The sequence below is a fragment of the Bradyrhizobium sp. BRP22 genome (genome assembly GCF_020194175.1).
GTDB lineage: Bacteria > Pseudomonadota > Alphaproteobacteria > Rhizobiales > Xanthobacteraceae > Bradyrhizobium.
In genome coordinates, this window is the sequence record NZ_JADYVX010000001.1 from 88,322 (window position 1) to 113,548 (window position 25,227).

Annotated in this window: 18 protein-coding genes and 1 riboswitch; of the genes, 9 read left to right on the forward strand and 9 right to left on the reverse strand. The window is 65.7% G+C overall.

Features of this window, described 5'->3' with window-relative positions; all coding sequences use genetic code 11:
* Positions 1-7: 7 nt before the first annotated feature.
* Positions 8-1,162: an iron-containing alcohol dehydrogenase gene (locus I6F35_RS00390; RefSeq protein WP_225115657.1), complete on the reverse strand. Its 1,155-nt coding sequence runs from the start codon at positions 1,160-1,162 to the stop codon at positions 8-10.
* Positions 1,163-1,512: 350 nt separating this feature from the next.
* On the opposite strand from I6F35_RS00390, the gene I6F35_RS00395 reads away from it, so the two are divergent.
* The 3 genes from I6F35_RS00395 (at position 1,513) to I6F35_RS00405 (ending at position 7,232) form a co-directional block, all read left to right on the forward strand.
* On the forward strand, positions 1,513-2,649 hold the full coding sequence (locus tag I6F35_RS00395; protein WP_346283131.1) for an efflux RND transporter periplasmic adaptor subunit: 1,137 nt from the start codon (positions 1,513-1,515) through the stop codon (positions 2,647-2,649).
* Complete coding sequence (locus I6F35_RS00400) at positions 2,646-5,801, forward strand: multidrug efflux RND transporter permease subunit (RefSeq protein ID WP_225115658.1); 3,156 nt, start codon at positions 2,646-2,648, stop codon at positions 5,799-5,801. Before I6F35_RS00395 ends, I6F35_RS00400 begins: the two co-directional genes overlap by 4 nt.
* 240 nt (positions 5,802-6,041) lie before the next feature.
* Positions 6,042-7,232, forward strand: coding sequence for an ABC transporter substrate-binding protein (locus I6F35_RS00405; RefSeq protein ID WP_225115659.1), 1,191 nt, complete (start codon positions 6,042-6,044; stop codon positions 7,230-7,232).
* Positions 7,233-7,417: 185 nt separating this feature from the next.
* Here I6F35_RS00405 and I6F35_RS00410 read toward each other — a convergent pair whose 3' ends face one another.
* The 4 genes from I6F35_RS00410 to I6F35_RS00425 form a co-directional block, all read right to left on the reverse strand.
* The gene (locus I6F35_RS00410) at positions 7,418-7,807 is read right to left on the reverse strand and encodes an MAPEG family protein (RefSeq protein ID WP_225115660.1); all 390 of its coding nucleotides are present in this window, start codon (positions 7,805-7,807) and stop codon (positions 7,418-7,420) included.
* 25 nt (positions 7,808-7,832) lie between these two features.
* Positions 7,833-8,906 (reverse strand): lipocalin-like domain-containing protein, encoded by a 1,074-nt coding sequence (locus I6F35_RS00415; RefSeq protein WP_225115661.1) that lies wholly within the window; start codon positions 8,904-8,906, stop codon positions 7,833-7,835.
* A 192-nt stretch (positions 8,907-9,098) separates the two neighbouring features.
* Positions 9,099-11,561 carry an ABC transporter permease gene (locus tag I6F35_RS00420; RefSeq protein WP_225115662.1) on the reverse strand — a complete coding sequence of 821 codons (2,463 nt, stop codon included), beginning with the start codon at positions 11,559-11,561 and terminating at the stop codon, positions 9,099-9,101.
* Complete coding sequence (locus I6F35_RS00425; protein ID WP_225115663.1) at positions 11,558-12,211, reverse strand: ABC transporter ATP-binding protein; 654 nt, start codon at positions 12,209-12,211, stop codon at positions 11,558-11,560. The genes I6F35_RS00420 and I6F35_RS00425 overlap by 4 nt, the downstream gene beginning before the upstream one ends.
* Positions 12,212-12,378: 167 nt before the next feature.
* On the opposite strand from I6F35_RS00425, the gene I6F35_RS00430 reads away from it, so the two are divergent.
* Entirely contained in the window at positions 12,379-13,671 is a 1,293-nt protein-coding gene (locus I6F35_RS00430; protein ID WP_225115664.1) for an MFS transporter, read from the forward strand.
* A gap of 173 nt (positions 13,672-13,844) precedes the next feature.
* Here I6F35_RS00430 and I6F35_RS00435 read toward each other — a convergent pair whose 3' ends face one another.
* Together I6F35_RS00435 and I6F35_RS00440 are read right to left on the reverse strand one after the other, a co-directional pair.
* A complete protein-coding gene (locus I6F35_RS00435; RefSeq protein WP_225115665.1) occupies positions 13,845-15,563 on the reverse strand; it encodes an amidohydrolase family protein in 1,719 nt (572 codons plus the stop codon).
* Between the two features lie 102 nt (positions 15,564-15,665).
* Positions 15,666-16,886, reverse strand: coding sequence for an MFS transporter (locus I6F35_RS00440; protein ID WP_225115666.1), 1,221 nt, complete (start codon positions 16,884-16,886; stop codon positions 15,666-15,668).
* 266 nt (positions 16,887-17,152) lie between these two features.
* Between I6F35_RS00440 and I6F35_RS00445 the strand changes: the two genes are divergently transcribed.
* A complete protein-coding gene (locus I6F35_RS00445) occupies positions 17,153-18,433 on the forward strand; it encodes a hypothetical protein (protein ID WP_225115667.1) in 1,281 nt (426 codons plus the stop codon).
* Between the two features lie 124 nt (positions 18,434-18,557).
* Here the strand turns inward: I6F35_RS00445 and I6F35_RS00450 are convergent, their stop codons facing one another.
* The gene (locus tag I6F35_RS00450) at positions 18,558-18,719 is read right to left on the reverse strand and encodes a hypothetical protein (RefSeq protein ID WP_225115668.1); all 162 of its coding nucleotides are present in this window, start codon (positions 18,717-18,719) and stop codon (positions 18,558-18,560) included.
* An 84-nt stretch (positions 18,720-18,803) separates the two neighbouring features.
* Positions 18,804-21,068 (reverse strand): TonB-dependent receptor, encoded by a 2,265-nt coding sequence (locus I6F35_RS00455; RefSeq protein ID WP_225115669.1) that lies wholly within the window; start codon positions 21,066-21,068, stop codon positions 18,804-18,806.
* Between the two features lie 111 nt (positions 21,069-21,179).
* A riboswitch (cobalamin riboswitch) is annotated at positions 21,180-21,378 on the reverse strand.
* A 103-nt stretch (positions 21,379-21,481) separates the two neighbouring features.
* Between I6F35_RS00455 and I6F35_RS00460 the strand changes: the two genes are divergently transcribed.
* The 4 genes from I6F35_RS00460 (at position 21,482) to I6F35_RS00475 (ending at position 25,139) form a co-directional block, all read left to right on the forward strand.
* Positions 21,482-22,525, forward strand: coding sequence for an iron ABC transporter permease (locus I6F35_RS00460; RefSeq protein WP_225115670.1), 1,044 nt, complete (start codon positions 21,482-21,484; stop codon positions 22,523-22,525).
* Complete coding sequence (locus tag I6F35_RS00465; protein ID WP_225115671.1) at positions 22,522-23,295, forward strand: ABC transporter ATP-binding protein; 774 nt, start codon at positions 22,522-22,524, stop codon at positions 23,293-23,295. The genes I6F35_RS00460 and I6F35_RS00465 overlap by 4 nt, the downstream gene beginning before the upstream one ends.
* 83 nt (positions 23,296-23,378) lie before the next feature.
* A complete protein-coding gene (locus tag I6F35_RS00470) occupies positions 23,379-24,125 on the forward strand; it encodes an ABC transporter substrate-binding protein (protein WP_225116018.1) in 747 nt (248 codons plus the stop codon).
* 339 nt (positions 24,126-24,464) lie between these two features.
* Entirely contained in the window at positions 24,465-25,139 is a 675-nt protein-coding gene (locus tag I6F35_RS00475) for a DUF938 domain-containing protein (protein WP_225115672.1), read from the forward strand.
* Positions 25,140-25,227 lie beyond the last annotated feature (88 nt).

A 25,227-nucleotide genomic window follows, 5' to 3' on the forward strand; every position in this document is an offset into this window, starting at 1 on the left:
ATTTCCCTCATGCTGCCAACAGAAGAATTTCGCGGACCTGCTCAGGGCTCGCGATCGTGCGCGGGTTGCGCGGCACCCATGGCGTCTTCATCGCCTGCGCGGCAATGCGGTCGAAATGTTCGGGGCCGATCCGCACGTCCTGGAGGCTGCGTGGCAGCCCGAGCCCGCGGATGAAGGTGTCGAGCACGTCGCCGGCGTCCTCACCGGGATGACCCATGACGGCGGCGACCTGCGCCTGCCGCTCGGCATTGGCTGATTTGTTCCAGCGCATCACCGCCGGCAGCATCACGCAGGAGGTGTAGCCATGCGGCACGTCGAATTCGGCGCCGAGCACATAGCCGATGCCATGGCTTGCGCCCATCGGCACGCCGGAGGCGAGTGGCCCCGTCGACAGCCAGGTGCCGATCTGGCAGTCCAGCCGCGCGTCGACGTCGGTCGCATCGGCTTTGACCCGCGGCAGCGCCTGCGCCAGCATCGACAACCCCTTCAGCGCCTGCGCATCGGCATAGGGGTGCGATTCATTGGAGCAGATGCCCTCGACGCAGTGATCAACCGCACGGATGCCGGTCGAGAGCCAGAGCCATTCCGGCGTATGCACCGAAAGCCAGGGATCGAGGATGACCGCGCGCGGCATCGTGCGCGGGTGGTGCAGCAGCTCCTTGACCCGCTTCTTCTCGTTGGTGACGCCGGCGATCGCCGTGAACTCGCCGCCCGCGATCGTCGTCGGCACGCTGATCTGGCGCACGTTTGGCGCGTTGACTTGCGGCGATACGCCGTGGCTGGTGCGAACCTTGTCGATATCGACTGCGCTGCGGATGTCGTTGGCGAGGCAAAGCTGCACCGCCTTGGCGCCGTCGGTGATCGAGCCGCCGCCGATGGTGACGATGAGATCGGCGTTCGAGGCGCGCGCCTGCTCGGCTGCCGCGATCACGGCCGCGCGCGGCGTATGCGGCGGCATCGCATCGAAGGTGCCGACGCAGGCTGCGCCCAGAGCAGCGCGGATCCGCTCGATCTCGTCGGTTGCGCGGTTGAGCGTACCGCTGACCATCAGGAAGGCGCGTTGCGCGGCCACGCGCTCCACCTGCTCGACGATCGCCTCGGCCGCCTGGCGGCCGAACACGACCTCCTCCATTGCGCCAAATACGACACGTCCTCGGTGCACGAGCCGACCCCTCCTTGAAAGATTTATTTTCTTTGATGACAATCTAACGGAGCCGGACCGGCTCGTCATGCCTGAAGATGCGGCGTTCAGCGGGTGCGGCTTCCGGAGGCGATCGCCGCCTGCGTCGGCGTGCGGTCACGAAAATTGGACAGCGATTTTGCTTGATCCCGCCGCCCCCTTGAACACACTGGCTGACGGTCACATCTTTGACCTCCGCTGCGTGTAAGGTATGCGGCCGGGGGCGCGTCGAGCGCACCCGCTGTGCCGTTCATGGGGAGATCGACTTGGGCGCGACCGACAGAACAGGAAGCCTCACGGCCCACTCACGGCGCGGCGTCAGCGCGCCTGGCCTGCTCGTTGCCTTGGCAATGTCAGCCGTGGCATTGGCAGGCTGTGGCGACAAGCCGCAGCCGCAGGCGGCAACGCCGGCCCCCGCGGTCACGGTGGCGCAGCCGACCAAGCGCACGGTCACGGATTGGGACGAATTCACCGGCCGGTTCGAAGCGATCGAGGAGGTCCAGGTTCGCGCCCGGGTCGGCGGCTTCGTCACCAGCGTCGAGTTTCGCGATGGCGCGATCGTCCGCACCGGCGACCTGCTTTACGTGATCGATCCACGTCCGTTCGAAGCCGTCGCCCTGCAGGCCGACGGGCAGCTCTCCGATGCCCGCGCCCGCGCCGAGCTGGCAAGGCGTGAGCTCGACCGCGCGCTGGTGTTGAACCAGACCCAGGCGGTCTCCGATTCCATCGTCGACCAGCGCCGCCAGACCCTGCAGGCGGCGCGCGCGGCAGAGATGCAGGCCGAGGGCGCGCTGAAGGCGGCGCAGCTCAACATCGAATTCTCCCACGTGGTGGCGCCGATCACCGGCCGCGTCAGCCGCCACCTCGTCAGTGCCGGCAACCTCGTGCACGGCAGCGAGGGTGGCGCGACGCTGCTCACCTCGATCGTGTCGCTCGATCCGATCTACATCTATTTCGACGTCGACGAGGCGACCTATCTGCGCAACAACCGGCTCTGGTTCGAGGGCAAGCGCCCGAGCTCGCGCGACACGCCCAATCCGGTCCAGGTGACGTTGACCGGCGAGACCAAGCCGTCGCACGAAGGCAAGATGGATTTCCTCGACAACCGGCTTGATGTCTCGACCGGCACCCTGCGCAGCCGCGCGGTGGTTTCGAACAAGGATCTCTCGATCCTGCCCGGACAGTTCGGCCGCGTGCGGATCATCGGCAGCGCGCCCTATGAAGCGCTGCTCGTGCCCGACACGGCTGTTGCCACCGATCAGTCGCGCAAGATCGTGTTCGTGGTCAAGGACGACGACACGGTGGAAGCCAAGCCCGTGACGCTCGGCCCGCTCGACGAAGGCCTGCGCGTGATCCGCGAAGGGTTGAAGGCTGAAGACCGCGTGATCGTCGATGGCCTGCAGCGCGCCCGCGTCGGCGCCAAGGTGAGCCCGCATCCGGCCCAGCCCGCCGCCGGTGGCAAATCATGAATCTCGGCCGGCTCTCCATCAACCAGCCCATCCTGGCGATGGTGCTGTCGATCGTGCTCCTGATCGTCGGCGCGATCGCCTACACCACGCTGCCGGTTTCGGAGTATCCGCAAGTGGTGCCGCCGACGGTGGTGGTCACCACGAGCTATCCCGGCGCCTCCGCGCAGACCGTCTCCGATACCGTGGCAGCTCCGATCGAGCAGGAGATCAACGGCGTCGAGGACATGCTGTATCTCTACAGCCAGGCGACGTCGAACGGGCAACTCACCATCACCGTCACCTTCAAGCTCGGCACCGATCTCGACAAGGCCCAGGTGCTGGTGCAGAACCGCGTCGCGATCGCGCAGCCGCGCTTGCCGGAAGAGGTGCAGCGCAACGGCGTCGTCACCCGCAAGAACAGCCCGGACATCCTGATGGTCGTGTTCATGCTGTCGCCGGACGACACCTTCGACCAGCTCTACATCTCCAACTACGCGCTGCTGCAGGTGCGCGACCAGTTGCTCCGACTCGATGGCGTCGGCGACATCCAGATCTTCGGCGCGCGCGATTACTCGATGCGGCTGTGGCTGGATCCCGACCGCCTCGCCAATCTCGGCTTGACCTCAACCGAGGTGCTGGCGGCGATCCGCGCGCAAAACCTGCAGATCGCGGGTGGACAGATCGCGGAGCCGCCGATTGCGGATCGTGCGTTCCAGCCCAACCTTGTCTTCACCGGCCGTCTCAAGGATCCGAAGCAATTCGAGGATATCGTGGTCAGGGCCGGGGCCGACGGCCGCACCGTGCGCCTGCGCGACGTTGCCCGCGTCGAACTTGGCGCGCTGTCCTACACCACCAACAGCTTCCTGTTGCGGAAATCGGCGGTTGGCATGCTGGTGACGCAGCGGCCCGGCTCGAACGCACTCGCCACCGCCAAGAACATCTCCGACACGATGGTCAAGCTCAAGGCGAGCTTCCCGAAAGGACTCGACTACAATATCGGCTACAACCCGACCGAATTCATCGCGCAATCCATCCAGGAGCTGATCAAGACCATCTACGAGGCGATGCTGCTCGTCGTCATCGTGGTGCTGGTGTTCCTGCAGGGCTGGCGGCCGGCGATCATTCCGATCATCGCAATCCCAGTGTCGCTGGTCGGCACCTTCGCGGTGATGGCTGCGCTCGGCTTCTCGATCAACAATCTGACGCTGTTCGGCCTGGTGCTGGCGGTCGGCATCGTGGTCGACGACGCCATCGTGGTGGTCGAGAATGTCGAGCGACATCTCGAGCACGGAATGAGCCGGCGCGATGCCGCGCTCAAGACGATGGAGGAGGTCGGCGGAGCGCTGGTCTCGATCGCGCTGGTGCTGTGTGCGGTGTTCGTGCCGACCGCATTCCTCGGCGGCATCTCCGGGCAATTCTTCCAGCAGTTCGCCGTCACCATCGCGGTCGCGACCGCGATCTCCTGCTTCTGCTCGCTGACGCTGTCGCCGGCGCTGGCTTCGCTGATCCTGGTGCCGCATCAGGAGAAGCGGCCGCCGGCGCGCTGGAATATCATTGCCCGTGGCTGGGACAAGTTCACCGGCGTCTTCAACCGGATCTTTGACCGGCTGTCGCATGGCTATGCCGCGGCGGCCGACTTCGTGATCCGCCATACGGCGGTGATGCTGCTGATCTATGTCGCGCTGATCGGCAGTGCCGGCTGGTTGCTTGTGACCACGGCGCAGGGCTTCATTCCGTCGCAGGATCGCGGCTACATCATCATATCGGTGCAATTGCCGGGGGCGGCATCGCTGGCTCGCACGACGGCGGTGGTGCGCGAGATCGAGCGAATCGCGCTCGATACGCCGGGCATTGTTCGCGTGGCGGCCTTTGCCGGCTTCTCGGGCGCGACGCGCACCCAACAAGGTAATGCCGCGGCGCTATTCCCCGTGTTCGATGAGCCGGAGGCGCGTCTGAAGAAGGGGTTGTCGGCGGCCGCGATCACGGCCGAATTGCGCAAACGTCTGTCCGTGATCCAGGGCGCCTTCATCATCGTGATTCCGCCGCCTGCGGTGCCGGGTATCGGCACCGGCGGCGGCTTCACCATCCGCATCCAGGATCGCCAGGGCCGCGGCCCCGAGCTGCTAGCCGCCGCGACCGACGAGCTTGTCGCGGCCGCGCGCAAGTCACCATCTCTCACCTCGGTGTTTTCGCCGTTCACCGCGAATACGCCGCAAGTGTTCGTCGACATCGACCGCGTCAAGGCGCAAAAGCTCGGCGTGCCGATTGCAAGCATCAACGACACCATCCAGACCTATTTCGGCTCGACCTACGTCAACGACTTCAACCTGTTCGGCCGCACCTACCACGTCACCGCGCAGGCCGACCTGCCGTTCCGCAAGGAAGCCTCTGATCTCGCGCGGCTGCGCACACGCAATGCGGCGGGCGACATGGTGATGCTTGGCAGCGTGGTCGAATTCCGCGACGTCTCCGGGCCCGACCGAGTCGCGCGCTACAACCTCTATTCGGCATCCGAACTGCAGGGCGAGCCGGCGCCCGGCGCGAGTTCGCAGACCTCGCTCGACACCATCAAACAGCTCGCCGATGCAACGCTGCCGAGCGGTTTTGCGTTCGAATGGACCGATCTGTCGTACCAGCAGGTCACCGGCGGCAATGCCGGGCTATATGTGTTTCCGATCTGCGTGCTGTTCGTCTATCTCGTGCTCGCCGCGCAGTATGGCAGCTGGAGCCTGCCGTTCGCGGTGATCCTGATCGTGCCGATGTGCCTGCTTGCCGCGACCATCGGCGTGCGCATCATGGGGCTGGACATCAACATCCTGACCCAGATCGGCTTCGTGGTGCTGGTCGGCCTCGCCGCCAAGAACGCGATCCTGATCGTCGAGTTCGCGCGCGACATCGAGGCTGAGGGCAGGCCGCGGCTGGAGGCTGTCATCGAGGCCTGTCGCCTGCGGCTGCGGCCGATCCTGATGACGTCGTTCGCCTTCATTCTCGGCGTGCTGCCGCTCGTGGTCTCGACCGGCTCGGGATCGGAGATGCGCCAGGCCGTCGGGGTTGCCGTGTTCTTCGGCATGCTCGGCGTCACCCTGTTTGGCCTGATCTTCACGCCGATCTTCTACATGGTGGTGCGCCGGCTCGCCGATCCCAGGCATCCGAAGAAGCCGGTGGAAGCGTGAGGCAGGGGCCGGCCCGCTTACCGCCGCCGTCATTCCGGGGCGCGCGTAGCGCGAGCCCGGAATCCATCGGGCCGCATACGCTGGCGGGGGAAATGGATTCCGGGTTCATCGCTGCGCGATGCCCCGGAATGACGAGAGCTGCAAGCCCCACTAATGGCTGATCTGAAATAGATGGGCAGCCGCAGGGTTATAAAATATCATTCGCGCATATTCCGAACAGAAACTGCAGGGAGATCATTTATGAAATCGGGATTGTTCGCCGTCGTCGCCTTTGGCGGTCTTTTGCTGTCAGCTCCTGGCTTCGCGCAGGGCGTCAAGATCGGCATCCTGAACGACCAGTCCGGCGTCTATGCCGATTATGGCGGCAAATACTCGCTCGAGGCGGCACGGATGGCGATCGAGGATTTCGGCGGCGAGGTGCTGGGCCAGAAGATCGAGCTCGTCACCGCCGATCACCAGAACAAGCCCGATCTTGCGGCTGCGATCGCGCGCCGCTGGTATGACGCCGAAGGCGTCGACATGATCACCGAACTCACGACCTCGTCTGTGGCGCTGGCGATCCAGGAGCTCTCCAAGGAAAAGAAGAAGATCGACATCGTGGTCGGTGCGGCGACGTCGCGGATCACGGGCGATGCCTGCACGCCCTACGGTTTCCACTGGGCCTATGACACCCGCGCGCTCGCGGTGGGCACCGGCGGCGCGCTGGTGCAAGCGGGCGGCGACACCTGGTTCTTCCTGACCGCCGACTACGCGTTCGGCTACGCGCTGGAAAAGGACACCAGCGACATCGTGAAGGAGAAGGGCGGCAAGGTGCTGGGCTCGGTCCGCGTGCCTCTGAACTCGTCCGATTTCTCGTCCTTCCTGCTGCAGGCGCAGAGCTCCAAGGCGAAGATCGTGGGCCTCGCCAATGCCGGCCTCGACACCACCAACTCGATCAAGCAGGCGGCCGAGTTCGGCATCGTCAAGAGCGGGCAGAAGCTCGCCGGCCTCCTGATGACGCTATCCGAAGTGCACGGACTCGGGTTGGAGGCTGCGCAGGGTCTCGTGCTCACCGAAGGGTTCTACTGGGACCACGACGACGCCTCGCGTGCCTTCAGCGAGCGCTTCATCAAGCGCACCGGCCACATGCCGAGCATGATCCATGCCGGCACCTATTCGGCGACGCTGTCCTACCTGAAGGCGGTGAAGGCCGCCGGCACCAAGGACAGCGACGCGGTGGCCAAGAAGCTGAAGGAGCTCCCGGTCGACGACGCCTTCGCCAAGGGCAAGGTGCTGGAGAACGGCCGCATGGTGCACGACCTCTATCTGTTCGAGGTCAAGAAGCCCTCGGAATCGAAGAAGCCGTGGGACTATTACAAGCAGATCGCCGTGGTGCCCGGCGACAAGGCCTTCTTCACCGCCAAGGAAAGCGGCTGCCCGCTGACGAAGTGATCGCGTCTCGCGAACCAATCACCGGTGTCGTCCCCGCGAAAGCGGGGACCCATAATCACAGGCCTGCGTTGTGTGAGGACTGGGGTTATAGGGTGCCGCAACCACAAGCATTCGTGGTTATGGGTCCCGGCTCAAGGCCGGGACGACATGGGAGTTTGACGCGCCGTCAATCTCAATTAACCCTCTCAGGAAATCACCTTCCACATCGCCGCCCCTAAAGCTCCGCACCACAGGACGATACACACCAGCGCCTGGATGCCGAAGCCGGGGCCGCGCTTTTCGACGGCTTGGCGATAGCCAATGAAATAAATGATGCGGCCGATGATCCAGATAACGCCGAGCGCGGCGGCGATGGCGTCGCTGACGTAGAACGCGAACAGCCATAGCGAGGGCAGGAAGATCGGCATCCATTCCAGCGTATTCATCTGCACCCGGAATATGCGCTCGAAATCAGGATGCCCTGTGATCGCCGGCAGCTTGACGCCGAATGTGTGACGCGCCCGCGCCACTGTTGCCGAGGTGAAGAAGTAGAATGCGATGGCGAGACAGGTGACGATTGCTGTGTAGTGGTACATGGAGCGCTTGCCTCGATGATGCCGCTCAATAGCCAGTCAGCTCGAGATAGCCGACGCCGATGTGGCTGCCGGCAAAGCTGATCGGCCCTTCCCAGTAGGAAAAGCTCGTCCCCATCCAGCTTCGCGCGTTGAGCGGCTTGGTTTCGATCTTTACCCCGCGCGCAGGGATCGCGACACGCCATGACGTCGGCACCTTGCGGCCGCCGATGTCAGTGAAGGCGGTCGGCGTGATGCTGTTGTCGCTTGCGGCGATCTCGCTTGATTGGCCGTCCGGCGTGATCCAGTTGCCGAACAGATTGCTGCGTCCGTCCTTCTGGCGGAGCCGGTAGAGCATCAGCTTTTCGTCGTTTGGCAAATGCAGCGAGAACCAGTCCCAGCCGGTCTGGTCAGAGGCGAGCGGCTGGCTGCTCCATTCGCGGTCCATCCAAGCCTGCCCGGTGACGTCAACAGACTTGTCGTCGATGACGATGCGGCCGGCCGCCTTGAAGAACGGCTGGCTGTAGTAATAGGACGCCTGTCCGCGATCGGACTTCCTGCTGTAGCCGCGGTCGCCTTGCAGCACCAGTGCGTGCCCGGCATCGAGGCGGAGCTCGCAGCTGAAGTCCGCGCCGGTCGCGCTGAGTTTCAGCGGCGCAACCTTGTCCGCGCTGAATCCATCGAGCGCGCGCATCTCCCAGGCATCGATCCAGCCGACAAACGGGCTCGTCTCGACGCCGGCCTGTCCGACGCCGCCGCGCGCAAATGTTTCGGAATAGCGGTGGGTGTCGGCGCGCGTGACCGCCGCATGTCCCATCCAGACCTGCTGGTTGGCCCAGCCCTCGAGCTGCGCGCCCGCGCGCATCGCCTGCCGGAACAATGTCCATTGTGCGCCATGGGCCGTGCCGGCCGCATCGACCAGATTCGCTGTCACATACCACCACTCGATGCGGAATTCCGGATGCGGACCGTGGTCGAGCGGAAAGACGAAGTTTTTGCCCGGCACCACCGGCGCGAAACCGTCGGCGGTCTCGCTGAGTCCCGCAAAGCCCTGCGCATGCGCGCGGCTTCCAAAGCCAACTGCAAGTGCGCCGCTGACGAAGGCACGGCGCGAGATTTTCACCTCTCCCGCTTGCGGGAGAGGTCGGCGTACCCGGATCGGCGCCTCGCGCCGTCCGAGTACAGGCTCCGCGCCGGGTGAGGGCTCTCTCCACACGGACTGTCCCATCGTGGAGATGCCCTCACCCCAGCCCTCCCCCGCAAGCGGGGGAGGGAGCCCAGTATCGAATGCGGATACAATCCGGCCCATTCTCATCTAGCGTTCATTGGCAAAGATCCGTATCAGGCTGGCGGGCTGCATCCGCGCCAGTCTGATGACCGGCAGCAGCGCCGCACCCAGCGCGGCCGCCAGGGCAACGCCGAGCAGCTCCACCAGTTGCACTGGAAACACCTGGAACGGCAAGCGCCAGCCGAACGCCTTCACGTTCACGACCGCCAGCAGGCACCACGCCACTAATAGTCCGAGCGGCAGCGCGAACAGCGAAGTGATCAGCGCCATCGCCATCGTCTTCAATAGTTCGATCTTCGCGAGCTTCTCGCGTGTCAGCCCGATCGCCCACAGCGGCGCAAGCTGCGGCAGGCGGGAATTCGCCAGGGTCAAGAGGCTCGTGAGCAGCGCAACGCCGGCGACGCCAAGCGTGAAAGCGTTCAGCGCTGTCGTGACCGAGAAGGTGCGGTTGAAGATGCGCCTGGACTCGGCCTTCATCGTCGTCTGATCGGCGACGCTGCGGTCATCGAGGACGAATTTCCGTTGCAGTTCAGCAATCAGCGCGGGCACGGCCTCCGGTACGACGCGCAGGCCGAACCGCGTCTGCGGCACCTCCGGAAAGTGTCGCGTCAGCGCGGCAAAGTTCACCGCCACCTGGCCCTTGGGATTGCCATAATCGGCATAGATGCCGACGATCTCGAGCGACCAGTTGCCGCCGGGCGCGGGCACCTCGATCCGGTCGCCGATCGCAAGCCTCAAGCGCCGCGACAACTGCTCGCTGGCAAAGCAGGTGTCGCCGGCGCGCAAACGGTCCCACCCATCCGATCTCGATTCCAAGAGCGGCCAGTTGTCGCGAAAGGTGGCCTGATCGGGCAGGCCGAGCACCTCGATCGGCATGCCCGCAAGCTGCGCATCCGCGCGGCCGCCGGGCAGGATGGCCTGAATCTCGCTCCGCCCGCGCAGCCAGGCCTTCATCTCGGCGGCCTGCGCATCGCTGGTGGCATTGACATAGACGTCGGCGGCGAGCCGTCCGTCGAGCCAGACCAGGAAGGTGCGGCTGAAACTTTCCACCATGGTGCTGACGCCGACATTGACCGCGAGCGCCAGCAAGAGCGCCATCAGCGCCAGTGACAGTCCCGAGAGCTGCTGACGGCTGTCGGCCCAGAACCAGATGCTGACCGGTTGCCCGGCGCTGCGCTCGCCGAGCGCGAGTGCGATCTCCAGGATCGTCGGCAGGATCAGCGCCGCGCCGAGCATCAGCGCGGCGAGCACGGCAAAGCCCGCGAGCAGGGAATCGCCGAACCAGAGCAAGCCGCCGGCCACGGCAAAGGCGGCGAGTGCGGCGGCGCTCTGAAACACCAGCCAGCGCCGCTGCGCCTGTTGCCAGGCCTGCGGCTGCGCTGACGCCAGCACCGGCATGCGGATCGCCTTGGCAAGGCTTGCGGCAGCGGCCGCCAGCGCCCCGAGGATGCTGATGGCGATGCCGGCGAGCCACCACTCTGCCTTCAACGTCAACTGTCCAGGAATCTGCGCGCCATAGAGTCCGCGCAAGGAGGCGGCGACGTCGGGCAGCAGCGCTGCGGCGATGAAATAGCCGCAGACCAGTCCCACCAGGCCGGCAAGCAGCGCGAGCGAGACCAGCTCGGCGACCAGCACGCTGTTCAGCATCCGCGCCGACACGCCGCAGGCGCGCAAGGTGCGCAGCATCGGCAGCCGCTGCTCGAAGGCGAGCCCGATCGCGGAGTTGACGATGAACAGGCCGACGAAGAACGACAACAGCCCGAACGCGGTCAGGTTGAGATGAAAACTGTCAGTGAGGCGCTCGAGATCTGTTTCCGCATCGGGCTCGACCAGGCGTAGCCGGTCGCCTGCGATGCTCTCCAGCGGCGCGCGCCTGGCGCCGGATTTTCCGACCATCAACCGCGAGATCCGATCCGGCATTCTCAGGATCTGCTGCGCGATTCCGATATCGACCACCAGCACGCCGGGCACGAGCTGCGGCTGCACGCGCAGTGGCGGCAGCAGCACGCCGCCATTCGACGAAGACTGCTCGCCCTCCTTGAGGCCGAGGTCGGTCAGCGTTTCCGGCGCCGCCAGCATTTCGCCGGGCGGCGTGACGAAGGACTGCAGATCGGTCCGGCCGATCACGGGCGCAGTGCTGACTTCGCCCGGCAGCGTCACCGGCTCGATGCCAAGCAGCCGATACGATCGTCCGCCGATCTGCACGCGTCCCTCGACGACCGGCGAGACCGGCCAGCCGGCGCGGCGCAGATCGACGAAGAGCTGTTGTGGAAAACCGGTGCCGTCGCGACTGATCAGCATCGCGGTGCGGCTGCCGCCGAAGGTCGCCGCCGCGCGATCATAGGCGTTGCGTGCCTGCTGGTTCAGCGCCTGCACGCCGCTCCACAGCGCGGTTGCCGCGATCAATCCGATCAAGAGCGTCGCAAGCTGCATCGGATGCCGACGCCAATGGCTCAGCAGCACCGCCAGCGTCCACAGCACCCGGCTCACGCGATCACTCCTGCGTGTAGATTCACCTGGCGGTCGAGCGTCGCGGCGAGCCGCGCGCTGTGCGTTACCATCAGGAAGCCGCAGCCGGTCCGCGCCACCAGATCGCGCGCCAGCGCCAGCACCTCGTCCGCGGTCTCTTCGTCGAGATTGCCGGTCGGCTCGTCCGCGAGCAGCAGCAGCGGCTTTGGCGCCAGCGCGCGGCCGATCGCGACGCGCTGCTGCTGGCCGCCGGATAACTGCTCCGGATATCGTTTCAACAGACGCACCAGCCCGAGCCGCTCCACCAGTTCGTCGTGCCATTTCGGGTCATCCCGGCCGGCGATCCGCGACTGAAAGGTCAGATTGTCCAAAACCGTCAGGCTCGGGATCAGGTTGAATTGCTGGAACACCAGCCCCAGCCGGTCGCGACGCAGCGCCGCACGGCCGGCATCGCCGAGCTCGGAGAGACGCGTGCCGTCGAGGATGATCTCCCCGCCATCGGCGGCATCGAGCCCGGCGATCAGGTGCAATAGCGTGCTCTTGCCGCTGCCGGATTCCCCGGTCAGCGCCACGCTTTCGCCCGCGGCGACCGCAAGGTTGACGCCGCGCAGCACAGCGATGTCCTCGCCGGCCGAACGATAGCTTTTCTTCAGGCCGGTGACTTCGAGCACGGGGCGATTTCCACTTGCCATGCGCTGTCGATGCCACGGCAGGGCCGGCAGGTCAAAATCGACGGTTGCCTTGCCGGGAAACCCAAGGCTAGCATCGGTTTTCGGGCTGGCCGACAGAGCCGAACAACAGAGCCGAGCAAGAGAGATAACGACGGGGAGAACCACGCATGACTGTACAGCCGACGCCGAAAGGCGCCTGGAAGATCACCTTCCTCCTGTTCCTGTTCATGCTGGTCAACTTCGCGGACAAGATCGTGGTAGGCCTCGCCGGCGTGCCGATCATGACCGAATTGAAGCTCGATCCGGAGCAGTTCGGCCTGCTCGGTTCGTCCTTCTTCTTCCTGTTCTCGATCTCGGCCATCGTGGTCGGCTTCATCGTCAACCGCGTCGAGACCCGCTGGGTGCTGCTGGTGCTGGCGCTGATCTGGGCGCTGGCGCAGTTCCCGATGGTCGGCACCGTCGGCTTCACCACGCTGCTGGTCTGCCGCATCATCCTGGGCGCGGGCGAGGGGCCTGCGGCATCGGTGGCGGCTCATGCCATCTTCAAATGGTTCCCCGACGAGAAGCGGACCTTGCCGATTGCAATCCTGTCGCAGGGCTCGGCGTTCGGCGTGATCCTCGCGGTGCCTGCGCTGAACTGGATCATCGTCAATCATGACTGGCATTATGCGTTCGGCGCGCTCGGCATCGTCGGGCTGATGTGGGTGGTGGCGTGGCTATTCCTCGGCAAGGAAGGCCCGCTGACGGAGACCGCGGCGACTGCGGCCAGTGAGCCGCGGATTCCCTATTCCCGGCTTCTGACCTCGCGGACCTTCGTCGGCTGCGTCGCGGCCACCTTCGGCGCGTATTGGGCGCTATCCCTTGGCCTCACCTGGTTCACGCCGTTCATCGTCAAGGGGCTCGGCTTCTCGCAGCATCAGGCCGGGTTCATTTCCATACTGCCCTGGGTGTTCGGCGCCGTCGTCGTCATGCTCACGGGCTGGATTTCGCAATTGATGCTGGCGCGCGGTTTCACCACCCGCGGCGCGCGCGGCGTGCTCGGCTCGGTGCCGCTGATCATCGGCGGTACGATCATGGCGATCATGCCCCACGTCGCGCCGGGCGGAATGACGATTGCGCTGCTCGTGTTCGGCTCCGGCCTTTGCGGGTCGATCTACGTGGTCTGCGCACCGATGATCGGAGAGTTCACGCCGGTGTCGCAGCGCGGCGCCGCGATCGCGATCTACGGCGCGCTCTACACGCTGGCCGGCATCGTGGCGCCGGCCGTCATGGGCAGCGTGATCCAGCACTCGGCGAGTCTGTTCGACGGCTACATGACCGGCTTCACCATCAACGCCGCGATCATGATCGCATCCGGCTTGCTCGGACTGCTCCTGCTCTGGCCAAACACCGAGCGCGCGCGGCTGCACGGCACAGTGGTGCAGCAGGGCGAACTGAAGAGCGCGGTGTCGCCGACGTAGCGCCGATGTCGTCCCGGTCTTGCGCCGGGACCCATAACCACAGGCGCTTGTGGTGTGCTCCGCCGCAACCGCTTGCTCGCCACAACAACTGCCGGTGGTTATGGATCCTCGCTTTCGCGGGGACGACACCGAAGGGGTGTTGATGCCGTCGTGCCCACCTTACGCTGCCTAGACTAATGCATTTCCTGCGTGCCGCGGATCAACCGGCCGGGCCTTGCGCCAGTGGCCGTGCCGTCCCGTTGCGTCACCACGCCGGAGACGATCGTTGCGTCGTAGCCGTCGACCTGCTGCAACAGGCGGCGGCCGCCGACGGGGAGGTCGTAGTGCACCTTCGGTGGATGCAGATGCAGGCGGTCGTAATCGATCACGTTGACGTCGGCCTTATAGCCGGGCGCGATCAGACCGCGGTCGGAGAGGCCGAATGAGAGCGCGGTCTTGCGCGATTGCACTGATATCACGAAGGGGATCGAGAGCTTCTCGCCGCGGGTGCGGTCGCGGGTCCAGTGCGTCAACAGATAGGTCGGGAAAGAGGCATCGCAGATGATGCCGCAATGCGCGCCGCCGTCGGAGAGGCCGGGCACTGAGTTCGGGTCCAAGAGCATCTCGCGCGTTGCGTCGAGATTGCCGTCGGAATAGTTGAGGAACGGCACATAGAGCATGCCGCGGCCCTCGTCGGTCAGCATCGCGTCATAGGCGAGTTCCTCGGGGCGCTTGCCGAGTCGGCGCGCCTGCGCGCCCAGCGTGTTCTCCGGCGGCTGCTCGTAATCGGGCGGATTTCCGAGCAGGTACATCTTGTCGTAGTTCGGCCGGAAGAACAGCGGATCGTCGGTGTCGCTGGCATTCTCGGCAAGGATCGTGGCGCGCGTCTCGGCCTGGCGCAGCCGCGCCACCCGCTCCTTGAGCGGCAGGTGCGCGATCGCCTTGTAGCTCGGATGCGTCTGGAACGGATTGCGCGACAATTCCAGTCCGAGCATCAGCCCGACCGGACGCGCGGCGATCTGCGCGGTGATCGACAGGCCGCGGCGTGTGGCCTCGCTGATGGTGTCGAGCGTCTGGCGCCAGCGCCGCGGCGCCTTGTCGTTCTGGGTGATCGAGAACGAGATCGGGCATTTGGTGTTCTCCGCCACCCGCAGCATCATCGGCAGGTCTTCGTGGACGGTGGAGAGATCGAGCACGAATTGCAGCACGCTGCGGCCGACGCCATGCATCGCGCCGGCGATCGCGGTCAGTTCGTCCTCGCCCGCCTTCAAGGTCGGCGTGAAGTCGCCGGTCGAGGTGCGGTGGTTGAGCGTGCGCGAGGTGGAGAAGCCGAGCGCGCCGGCACGCACCGCATCGCCCGCCAGCGCCGCCATCTGCCTGTTGTCCTCCACTGTGGAGGGATCGCGGCGCGCGCCGCGCTCGCCCATCACATAGACGCGCAGCGCCGCATGCGGCAGTTGCGCGCCGATGTCGACGTCGAAACTGCGCTTCGACAGCCAGTTCATGTAGTCGGGAAAGCTCTCCCATTCCCAGGGAATGCCTGCGCTCAAGACCGGCTCGGGAATGTCCTCGACGCCTTCCATGAGCTGGATCAGCCTGGTGTGGTCGCTCGGCCGGCACGGCGCGAAGCCGACGCCGCAATTGCCCATGATCGCGGTGGTGACGCCGTTCTGCGAGGAGGGCGTGATATCCTGGCTCCAGGTCACCTGGCCGTCATAGTGGGTGTGAACATCGACGAAGCCCGGCGCCACCAGTTTGCCGCGCGCGTCGATCTCTTCCTTGCCTTTGCCTGAGACCTTGCCGACCTCGGTGATCTTGCCATCCGCGATCGCCACATCGGCTTCATAGAGTTCGCCGCCGCTGCCGTCCGCAAGGGTGCCGCCGCGGATCACGATGTCAGGCGCTGAGGTCATGACGCTTCATCCCGGTGTGTTGTTGTTGGCCAGCATCATGGATTGTCCCCCGATGCAGTCAACCAACGCGGATGAAGCCCAGCAATGCACGTGGCCCGGGTATCAGGCCGCCGCGCGGACTTCCGATACCTGCGGCTTGCGGTCGGTGACGAGCGCGAGCAGCACTGTCGCCACCATGAAGGCGGCGGATGCGCCGAACACCCAATGCGGCAGATGATGGTCCATGATCCAGCCGAACAATAGCGGGCTGGCGATGCCGCCGAAGTTGAAGCCGGTGGAGACGATGCCGAAGGCGCGGCCGGCCGCGCCCGGCGGCGCTGCGTTCAGGACCAGCATGTCGCGCGAGGGTGTGATCACGCCGCCGAGGAACCCGGCCAGGCCCATCGCCGCGGTCAGCACCGCCGAGGGCAGATTGACCAGCGCAATGAGCAGCACGATCGCTGTATTGACCGCAAAGCAGCCAGCCGCGACCTGGCCATGCCGGCGGGTGCGGTCGGCGAGATAGCCGCCGGCCAGCACGCCGACGGCGCTGGCGCCGAGAAACGCGGTCAGCGCGATATTGGCCGATGAGAACGACACCCCATAGCCGGCCATCAGCGCCACCAGGCCGAAATTGTTGATCCCCGCGGTCGACAGGCTGAGCAGCGTGAAGAACACGGTCAGCACCATGATCGCCGGCGTGATCACGCTGGCTTGCACCTTCTCAGTGCCCTCGGGCCTGTCCTTGGCGGCACCGGCGTCGGGAATGCCCATGACGACGAGCAACAGCGCCACCAGCGGCCCGACGGCGCCGGCCACCATCAGCGCGCCGAGCCCGCCGATCCATGCCATCAGGGCTGCCATGATCGCCGGCGCCACCGCGCCGCCGAGAAAGCCGGCAAACGTGTGGATCGCGAACGCACGACCCATCCGCGCCTCCATATGCGCCGACAGGATCGCATAATTGGCGGGATGATAGACGCTGTTGGCGAGCCCCAGCGCGATCGCGCTTATGATCAGCGCCGGATAGCTCAAATGCGCGCCGAGCCCGATCAGGGCAAGGCCGCCCACGCAGAGCCCGATCAGCAGAATTTTTCGCGCGCCGATATGGTCGGCGAGATAGCCGATCGGCGCCTGCGTCAGGCCGGAGACCAGCGCGAACGCGGTCAGCGCGAAGCCGAGCTCGATATAGCCGACGCCGAGTTGCTCCTTCAGGAACGGGAACAGCATCGGCAGCACGAAGATATGGAAATGGCTGACCCAATGCCCGATCGAAATCCCCGTCAGCGTGCGCAGCGCGCTGTCGGTCTTCAGTTGCTGCGGCGCAGCGAGAACATCAGCCATATCAGTGAGAAGCCCATCAAAATCATGACGCCCGGCAAGGCCTCAAGCCTGATCCGGAAAAGCGGGAACCGGCTTTCCAAAAAGATCATGCTCAAACAGAAAAGATCAGATCGTGATCCGATCGGATCCTGATCTGGCCGGAAAATATCGGCTGGGCGTTATTTGTCCATGAAGGCCGTTGCATGGCAGCCCCGGCAAACCGCGTCCTAGCGACGTGCGGCATTAAGGCGGCAAGACAAGCACCTGCGTTGCAGCAATGATCTGGCATGGTCGATCCGGCGAGAAAGCTGCGCATCCTGATCCCCGAGGGGGCGAGCACCTCGGCGCGCGAGGCGATCACGATCCTCGGTCTTGCCGGGCACCATGTCGAAGTCTGCGATCCCTCGCCCTGGTGCCTGTCGCGCTATTCGCGCTTTGTACGGAAATTCCATCGCTGCCCGGGATTGCGCCACGACCCCGAAGGCTTCCTCGGCTATATCGACCGGCTCCTGAAGCAGACACCTTTCGATGTGCTGCTGCCGACGCATGAACAGGGTTTTCTGTTCGCGCGCGCCGAAGCGCGGCTGAAGGGCCGTGTCGGCCTGGCGCTGCCGCGGTTCGACAGCTATCGCCAGGTGCACAGCAAGGCCGGCTTCAGCCGCCTGCTCGAGCAATTGGGCCTGCCGCAGCCGCCGACGCGGATCGTGACCTCGGAGAGCGAGCTGCGCGAGGCCGTCCGCTTCCCTTCCGTGATCAAGACCTCGGTCGGCACTGCCAGCCGCGGCATCTGGTTTGTGCGCGACGAAGCCGATTTCAACATCGCCCTGTACGAGCTCGGCACGACCGACACCTTCGCCGACGAGCTTCTGGTGCAGGACCTCGTCACCGGCACCACGGAGAAGGCGCAGTCGGTGTTTTGCTTTGGCAAGCTGGTCGGTTTCCATGCCTATCGGCAGATCGCCCCTGGAGTGGGCGGCGGCGAGGCGATCAAGGAGAGCGTCAGCCGTCCGGACGTGCGCGCTTATCTGGAGAGAATCGGACAAACATTGGCCTGGCACGGCGCGCTGTCGGTCGATTATGTCGTGCCGATCGACAGCGCCGTGCCGCTTTTGATCGACTGCAATCCGCGCCTGGTCGAGCCGCTCAATGCTTTCCGCGCCGGCACTGACCTGGTCGATCTTTTGCTGCGCGTGTCGCTCGGCGAGACGCCGCAGCCCTTGCCCGAAAGCCGTACGGGCGTGCGCACGCACCTGGCGATGCAGGCGCTGCTCGGCCACGCCTCCCGCGGCGGCACTAGGCGGGACATCTTGGTCGAGTGCAGCGATCTCCTGAAGACCTCAGGGCCGTACAACGCCAGCACCGAGGAGCTGACGCCGGTGCAGCTCGATTGGCTCAGCGCGGTGCCGCTGGCCATGACCGCCGGCCTGACGCTGGTCTCGCCGAAACTGGCAAGGACGGTCGCCCGCGGCGGCTTCGGCGCGCATCTGCTGGATCTCAAGAGCATCCGCAAGATCGAGCGCGAGGATTTCGCGGGGCTGTGTCGTCCCGGCGAAGGCCGGGACCCATAACCACCGGCCGTTGTTGGCCGGCCGATGCTCTGACCCCGTCATTGCGAGCGAAGCGAAGCAATCCATATCTCCGCAAGCGGCGCGATGGATTGCTTCGCTTACGCTTGCAATGACGGAGCGCGCCTCACAACGGCTCGTCGTCCGGGCCGTAGCGGTCGCGCTTCGGCGTTGCGATGTCGCCGTCCTCGTGGTCGTCGTCCTCGTCGTGAGGCGCAGGTTGAGGCGGCGGCTTCTGTTTGCCGCCCTCCTGCTTCGGAGGTTGGTTTTTCTTCCAGATCCCGCCCATGGCAATCTCCCGCCACCACGACATAGTGGCTGAATCGGGCGGAACAAGCCGACCCGCGCGCATCGCGCGGACCGGCCAAATGCTTCAGAACGTCGCGCCCGCCTTCACCAGGAAGGTCCGGCCCGGCAGCGGATAGGCGTTGAAGCGGCCGGGCGTGAAGGTCGAGGCGATCGCGTAGTCGTAGTAGAGCGCGTTCAAGACGTTGTTGACGCTGACCGACCAGAAGAAATGCTCATAGGCGCCGCTCAGCTTGAGGTCGATCGTCGCATCGCCCGGAATGCGGGTCTGCGTATTGGCCTGGTCGTTGTCCATGATGCGCGAGCTCCAGGCGCGGAGCGTGGCGTCGAGCACGAGATAGTTCTGCCAGATATTCCAGGTCACGCCGAGATTGCCGCTATAGCGGGACACCAGCGGCACGTCGTGGCCGGCGAACTGTCCCTCGCGAAAGACAGCACGCGTGTAAGCCATGCCGCCGCGCAACGACACGGTGTCGCTGATGCGCAGCGAGGCCTGCGTCTCGGAGCCGTAGCGCCGGGTCGGATCGAGGTTGACGTTGTAGAACAGCACCGGATTGAAATGGATCTCGTTCTCGAGGTCCATGTTGTAGATGCTGGTCTGCACCTGGAAGCGGCCGGTCTTGACGCGGAAGCCGCCCTCGACGTCGTGCGAGGTCTGGGTCTTCAACCGGAAATTCTGCGGCAGCGCATTGAAATCCGCATCGAACGCAGGTCCCGTCGACACCCGCTCATCGACATCGGGCGTTCGGAAGGCGTGTGCGGCGCGGGCGAACACCGAGAACACATCGGTGAAGCGATGCTCGACGCCGACATGCAGTGCATAATTGGTCTCGCTCTGGTCGAGCGGCGTCGCCTGCGCGTCAAAGGCAAATGGCGCGTTGGGATCGTACCGGTCGCGCGCGCTGAGCCAGGTGTTCTGCACCCGCGCGCCATAGGAGAAATCGGTGGTCGGCAACAGCCCGACGGTGTGCTGCCAGTAGCCGGCGAGCGACTGCTGCGACAGGTCGTAGGTGTGGATCGGCGGCACGCCCTGGAATGCGCCGCGCAACTGGTGGAATGTCGCGTCGTAATAGTCGATGCCGGTCAGGATCGACGAGGCAATCCCGAAGATCGAATTGTTGACGCTCAGCCGCGGCGTGATCGACCATGTCTGCAGCGCGGCGTCATTGTAGGTGGAGGCCGCGCTGATGAACGGCGAGGCACCGAAGAATCCGCTTTGCGTGTCCCTCTGGCGGTAGCCGCCATCGACGATCAGATCGACGCCGTTCAAGAGCGTCTTGGTGAAGCCGGCCGTGGCGCTCGCGCCCTGCTGATTGCCGAAATCGAACGGCGTGCTGGTGCCCCGGCGGTTGGTGACGAGTTCGTTGACTCCGATCGAGGGGTCGACGATCCGCCCGCCCGGAAAACCCAGCTTCTGGTCGTCGCCGGTCACGGTCAGGAATGCTTTCAGGTCGGGCGTGTTGTAGTTGAGGTTGCCGACGCCGTTGCGCTGGTCGAGCGCATTGTTCACGCGGTAGCCGTCGGACTTGATGCCGTTGCCGTAGAACGATGCCGACCAGGGTCCGGAATTCACCGCGGTCGAGATCGCCGCCATGCGCTGGTTGAAGGAACCGTAACCGGCCTCGCCCCGGATCGAGACCGGCGGTCCGCCGGCGCCGGTCTTGGTGACGATGTTGATCACGCCGCCGATCGCATTGTCGCCGTAGAGCACGGCGCCGCTGTTGCCGCGGGTGATCTCGATGCGCTCGATCGAATCGAGCGGGATGGTCGACAGATCGACCTGCGCCATGTCGATGTCGTTGAGCCGCCGCCCGTTGAGCAGGAACAGCGTGTTGGCGGTGGCGAACGCGCCGAAGCCGCGCAGATCGACCGACGTCTTGGCGCCGTTGACGCCGCCATAGAGCGATTGCAGTTGCACGCCGGGCGCCTGCGCGATGATCTCCGCCAGCGTGTGCGATGGCGAATGCGCGATGTCGTCGGCGGTGATCACGGTCGCCGACGTTCCGACGATGCCGGCGAACTGCCGGCCGCCGCCAGTGCCGCCGGATGACGCTCCGGTCGTGGCGGCGCCGCCTGAACCTGCACCACCGGCCGGCTGCGCGCTGGTCGGCACCTGGCCGGGCGCCGGGCGGCGCGGGCCGGTGGTGTCGTCGGAGGTGGGTCTGGCGCGCGTCCGTGTCTGGTCGACCGGCGCCCTGATCTCGACCGGCGGCAATTGCTCGGAAGCCGCCTGCTGCGCCTGCGTGGCAGGGACGTGCAACACGGACGCCAGCATGGTCGACGCGAGCAGGAGCGCCCGGCGCCGCTTGGTGGCTGTGACAGTGAAAAGCATCGGCGAGACCTCGGTATGACGTCAGTGGCACGTCACAGCGAACCAAGGCTCACCATCGCGTCTTGCGCTTCAGGTGAAGCTAATGCCTGTACTCCCCGACCGACATCGTCGCGTGTGACCACGTATGACGGCAGGTCTCCTGGCTCGCGGGTCGTTACCCTTCGTCGCCTTCCCAGGACCGAGACGCCCAGTGGCATAAGACGAAGGATTCACCGCCTACAGTTGCGGGGGCAGCCGCGGCTTTACGGGAAGTTTCCCGGTACCGCATTCCCTTTTGATCCCGATAGGAACCGTCGCAGCCATCTAGGATTTTGACGTCGCCAGAGTCAATCCCGGCGAAACTGCGGCGCGCGCGCTTTTTTGTTCTGGTGTCGCTTGTCTGCCACCCAATTCGCTGCAACAAGCAGGGCGCGATGAGCGTTCAGGATTTCACGATAGCGGCCGGTCTTGCCGCGCGGCGGCGGTGGGGAGCGACCGTTGCGATGTTGGCGTTGGTCGCCGTGCTGATGCTGATCTCGCTCGGCACCGGCCCGGTGCGGCTGTCGCCGCTGACGGTGATCGAGGCCCTGTTCGGTGGCGGCAGCGACGTGTCGCAGGTGATCGTGCGCGAGATCCGTCTGCCGCGCACCATTCTGGCGTTCGCGATCGGCGCCATCCTCGGTCTGTCGGGCGCGGCGCTGCAAGGCCTGTTGCGCAATCCGCTGGCCTCGCCCTCGCTGTTCGGCGCGCCGCAATCGGCGGCGTTCGGCGCCGTGCTGGTGATCGCGCTGGGCCTTGCCGATGTCCGCTCCTATGCGCTGCCGGTCGCCGCCATCGTCGCGGCGTTCGGCTCGGTGTTCGTGCTGCTTGCGATCGCCGGCCGCAATGCGGGGCTGTTGATCCTGATCCTTGCCGGGCTTGCGATCTCGAGCCTGGCGGGCGCTGCGACCGCGCTGGTGATGAATCTCGCCAGCAATCCCTTCCTGGTACTCGAAATCGCGTTCTGGCTGCTCGGCTCGCTGGAGGACCGCAGCTTCCAGCATGTCGCGCTGGCGCTGCCGTTCATCGTTGCGGGTGCTGCGATCCTGCTTTCACAGGCCAGCGCCTTCCGCGCGCTGACGCTCGGCGAGGAGACCGCGCAAAGCCTCGGCGTCAACGTCGGCCGGCTGCGGCTGTTCGTGATCTGCGGCGTCGCGCTCGGTGTCGGCGGGGCCGTGGCGGTCACCGGCACCATCGGCTTCATCGGCCTGGTCGCGCCGCACCTGATGCGGCCGGTGATCAGCCACGACCCGGCGCGGCTTCTGGTGCCGAGCGCGCTCGCCGGCTCGGCGCTGTTGCTCGCGGCCGATATCGCGGTGCGCATCATCCCGTCGACCAGCGACATCAAGGTCGGCGTCCTGACCTCGATCATCGGCGTGCCGTTCTTCCTCTATCTCATCATGCGCGAGCGCCGCGCACTCGGTGGGAGCGTCGCATGACGGCGCTCTCAACAGAACGTCTCAACGTTGCGCTCGCCGGCCGCCGCGTGCTCGGCGATGTCTCGCTGCAGCTCTCTTCGGGTCATCTCGTCGCCCTGGTCGGTCCGAACGGCGCCGGCAAGACCACGCTGCTGCGTGCGCTCGCCGGCCTCATTCCCTCCGAGGGCATCATCAGGGTCAATGGCGAGACGCTCGCCGTGCTGTCACTGCGCGAGCGCGCCAAACGCTTCGGCTATCTTCCGCAAGGGCACATGGTGCATTGGCCGCTGCCGGCGCGCGACATCGTCGCGCTCGGCCGCTATCCGCATGGCGCGACCGATCCGGCGCGGCTGTCTCCGCGCGACGCCGAGGCGGTGGCGCGGGCGATGCAGGCGGCCGATGTCATGGAGTTCGCCGAGCGGCGCGTCACCGAGCTTTCCGGCGGCGAGCGCAGCCGCGTCGCGCTCGCGCGCGTGTTCGCGGTGGAGGCGCCGATCATCCTGGCGGACGAGCCGACCGCCTCGCTCGATCCACGCCATCAGATCGACGTCATGAAGGGTTTGCGCGCGGCAGCGGACAAGGGCGTGCTGGTGATCGTGGTGACGCACGATCTCGGCCTTGCCGCGCGCTTTGCCGATCACGTGCTGGTGCTTTCGCAGGGACGTCTCGCATCGCAGGGCGCGCCGGCACACGCGTTGTCGGAAGCCGTGATGGCCGATGTGTTCCGCATCAGCGCCTTCCGCGCCGAATATCAGCGCGAGACGGTGATCGTGCCGTGGGCCGAAATCTGATCCGCCGGCCCGCTGCGTTCCTTGCAGCATTCGCCTTGTCCACCACAGCCGCGCTTGCGGCGAGCCCGCCGCGCATCGTCTCGATGAATGTCTGCAGCGATCAGCTCCTGCTCTCGCTCGCCGATCCCCAGCAGATCCTGGGCCTCAGCCGGTTTTCCCGCGACGCCTGGCAGTCCTTTGCGGCCGACAAGGCGCGGCGCTTCCCGATCCTGTCGGGTGGCGCGGAGGACGTGCTGGTGCTGAAGCCCGACATCGTCGTCGCCAGCCTGTTCGACAAGCGGGCCACGCGCGAACTCTTGAAGGCGAACGGCCTCCATCTCGCCGAGTTCACCGTGCCGCGCACGCTGGACGAGGTGAAGGACCAGATCCGCAAGATGGGCGAGGTCGTGCAGCATCCGGGCCGCGCGCAGGCCGCTATCGCGAGGCTCGACGCCGCGATCGCCCGCGCGCGCCAGGCCGCGACCGGCAGGCACTATCGCGTGCTGCCGCTGTCGCGCCGCGGCTGGGTGTCCGGCAGCGACAGTCTGGTGTCGTCGCTCTTGGCCGAGGCCGGCCTTTTCAATCCCGCCGCCGACCTCGGCGTCGCCGCCGGCGGCTACGCCTCGCTGGAGGCGATCATCGAGCTGAAGCCGGATTTCATCCTGGTCTCGGAGGCCGGCGACCGCGCCGAAGATGACGGCCGCGCCTTCCTGCTGCATCCCGCGCTGGAGCATTTCTATCCGCCCGAGAAGCGCCTCGTGCTTCCCGATCGTCTCACCGTCTGTGGCGGTGTCATGCTCGCCGACGCGCTCGATGTGCTGACCGAGGAGTTGAAGCGGGTGGCGCGATAACTCCATCCCCTCGTCGGTGCGAGGCGGCACCGCGTCCCGCGGTAGCTTAACGAGCGAGCGATCCATCTCTCAGCTCGTCATTCCGGGGCTCGCGAAGCGAGAACCCGGAATCCATTTCTCCACGGGCGCACGCGGCGCGATGGATTCCGGGCCTGCGCCTGGCGGCGCATCCCGGAATGACGAACGGAGAAATGGGTACGCTCGCCCCGTATTACGCTTCGGGCTACGAACGTAACCATTATGACGGAGCCGCGCCTAAATTGCGCATTGCGACGACGCGAACGGAATAGCACGATCGTTCTGGTGTTGCGTTTTGTACGACAGGCGAAGGAGAACACCGTGGCAGAGTTCGTAGTGGAGTTCGGCAAGGACGGCGGACGGGTCGAGGCTGATGGCCGGCTGGATGCGGCTGCCTTTCATCGCAACCATCAGCCGATCTGGGCGGTGCTGGAAAAATTCCTCGCAAGGCGTTCCGGCGACGTGCTGGAGGCCGGCAGCGGCACCGGCCAGCATGTGGTGTATTTCGCCGAGCGGACCCCCGACATCACCTGGTGGCCGAGCGACCTCAACGAGGCGCATCTGAAAAGCATCGCGGCCTGGCGCGCGCACTCGGGTCTTCCCAACATCCGCCCGCCGCTGCGGATCGATCTCTCCGATCCCGCCTGGCCTGGTGCTGCGCCTGAAGGCGGCGAGCTGCCAAAGCTGCTCGCGGTATTCTGCGCCAATGTGATCCACATCGCGCCCTGGCGGGTCGCCGAGGGCCTGTTCGAAGGCGCCGCACGTCGCCTGCGCGACGACGGCCGGCTGTTTCTCTACGGCCCCTTCAAGCGCGACGGCAAGCACACCGCGCTCAGCAACGCGGTGTTCGACACGTCCTTGCGCAACGAGGACCCCGACTGGGGTGTGCGCGACATCGCCGACGTCGAAAAGCTGGCCGCGCGTGTCGGCCTGTCGCTTGGCGAGACGTTCGAAATGCCCGCGAACAACATGATTTTGGAATTCGCGCATGGCTGATTCCTTCTCGTCATTCCGGGGCACCCGAAGCGTGAACCCGGAATCCATGGCGCAGCATACGCAAGCGGAGAAATGGATTCCGGGCTCG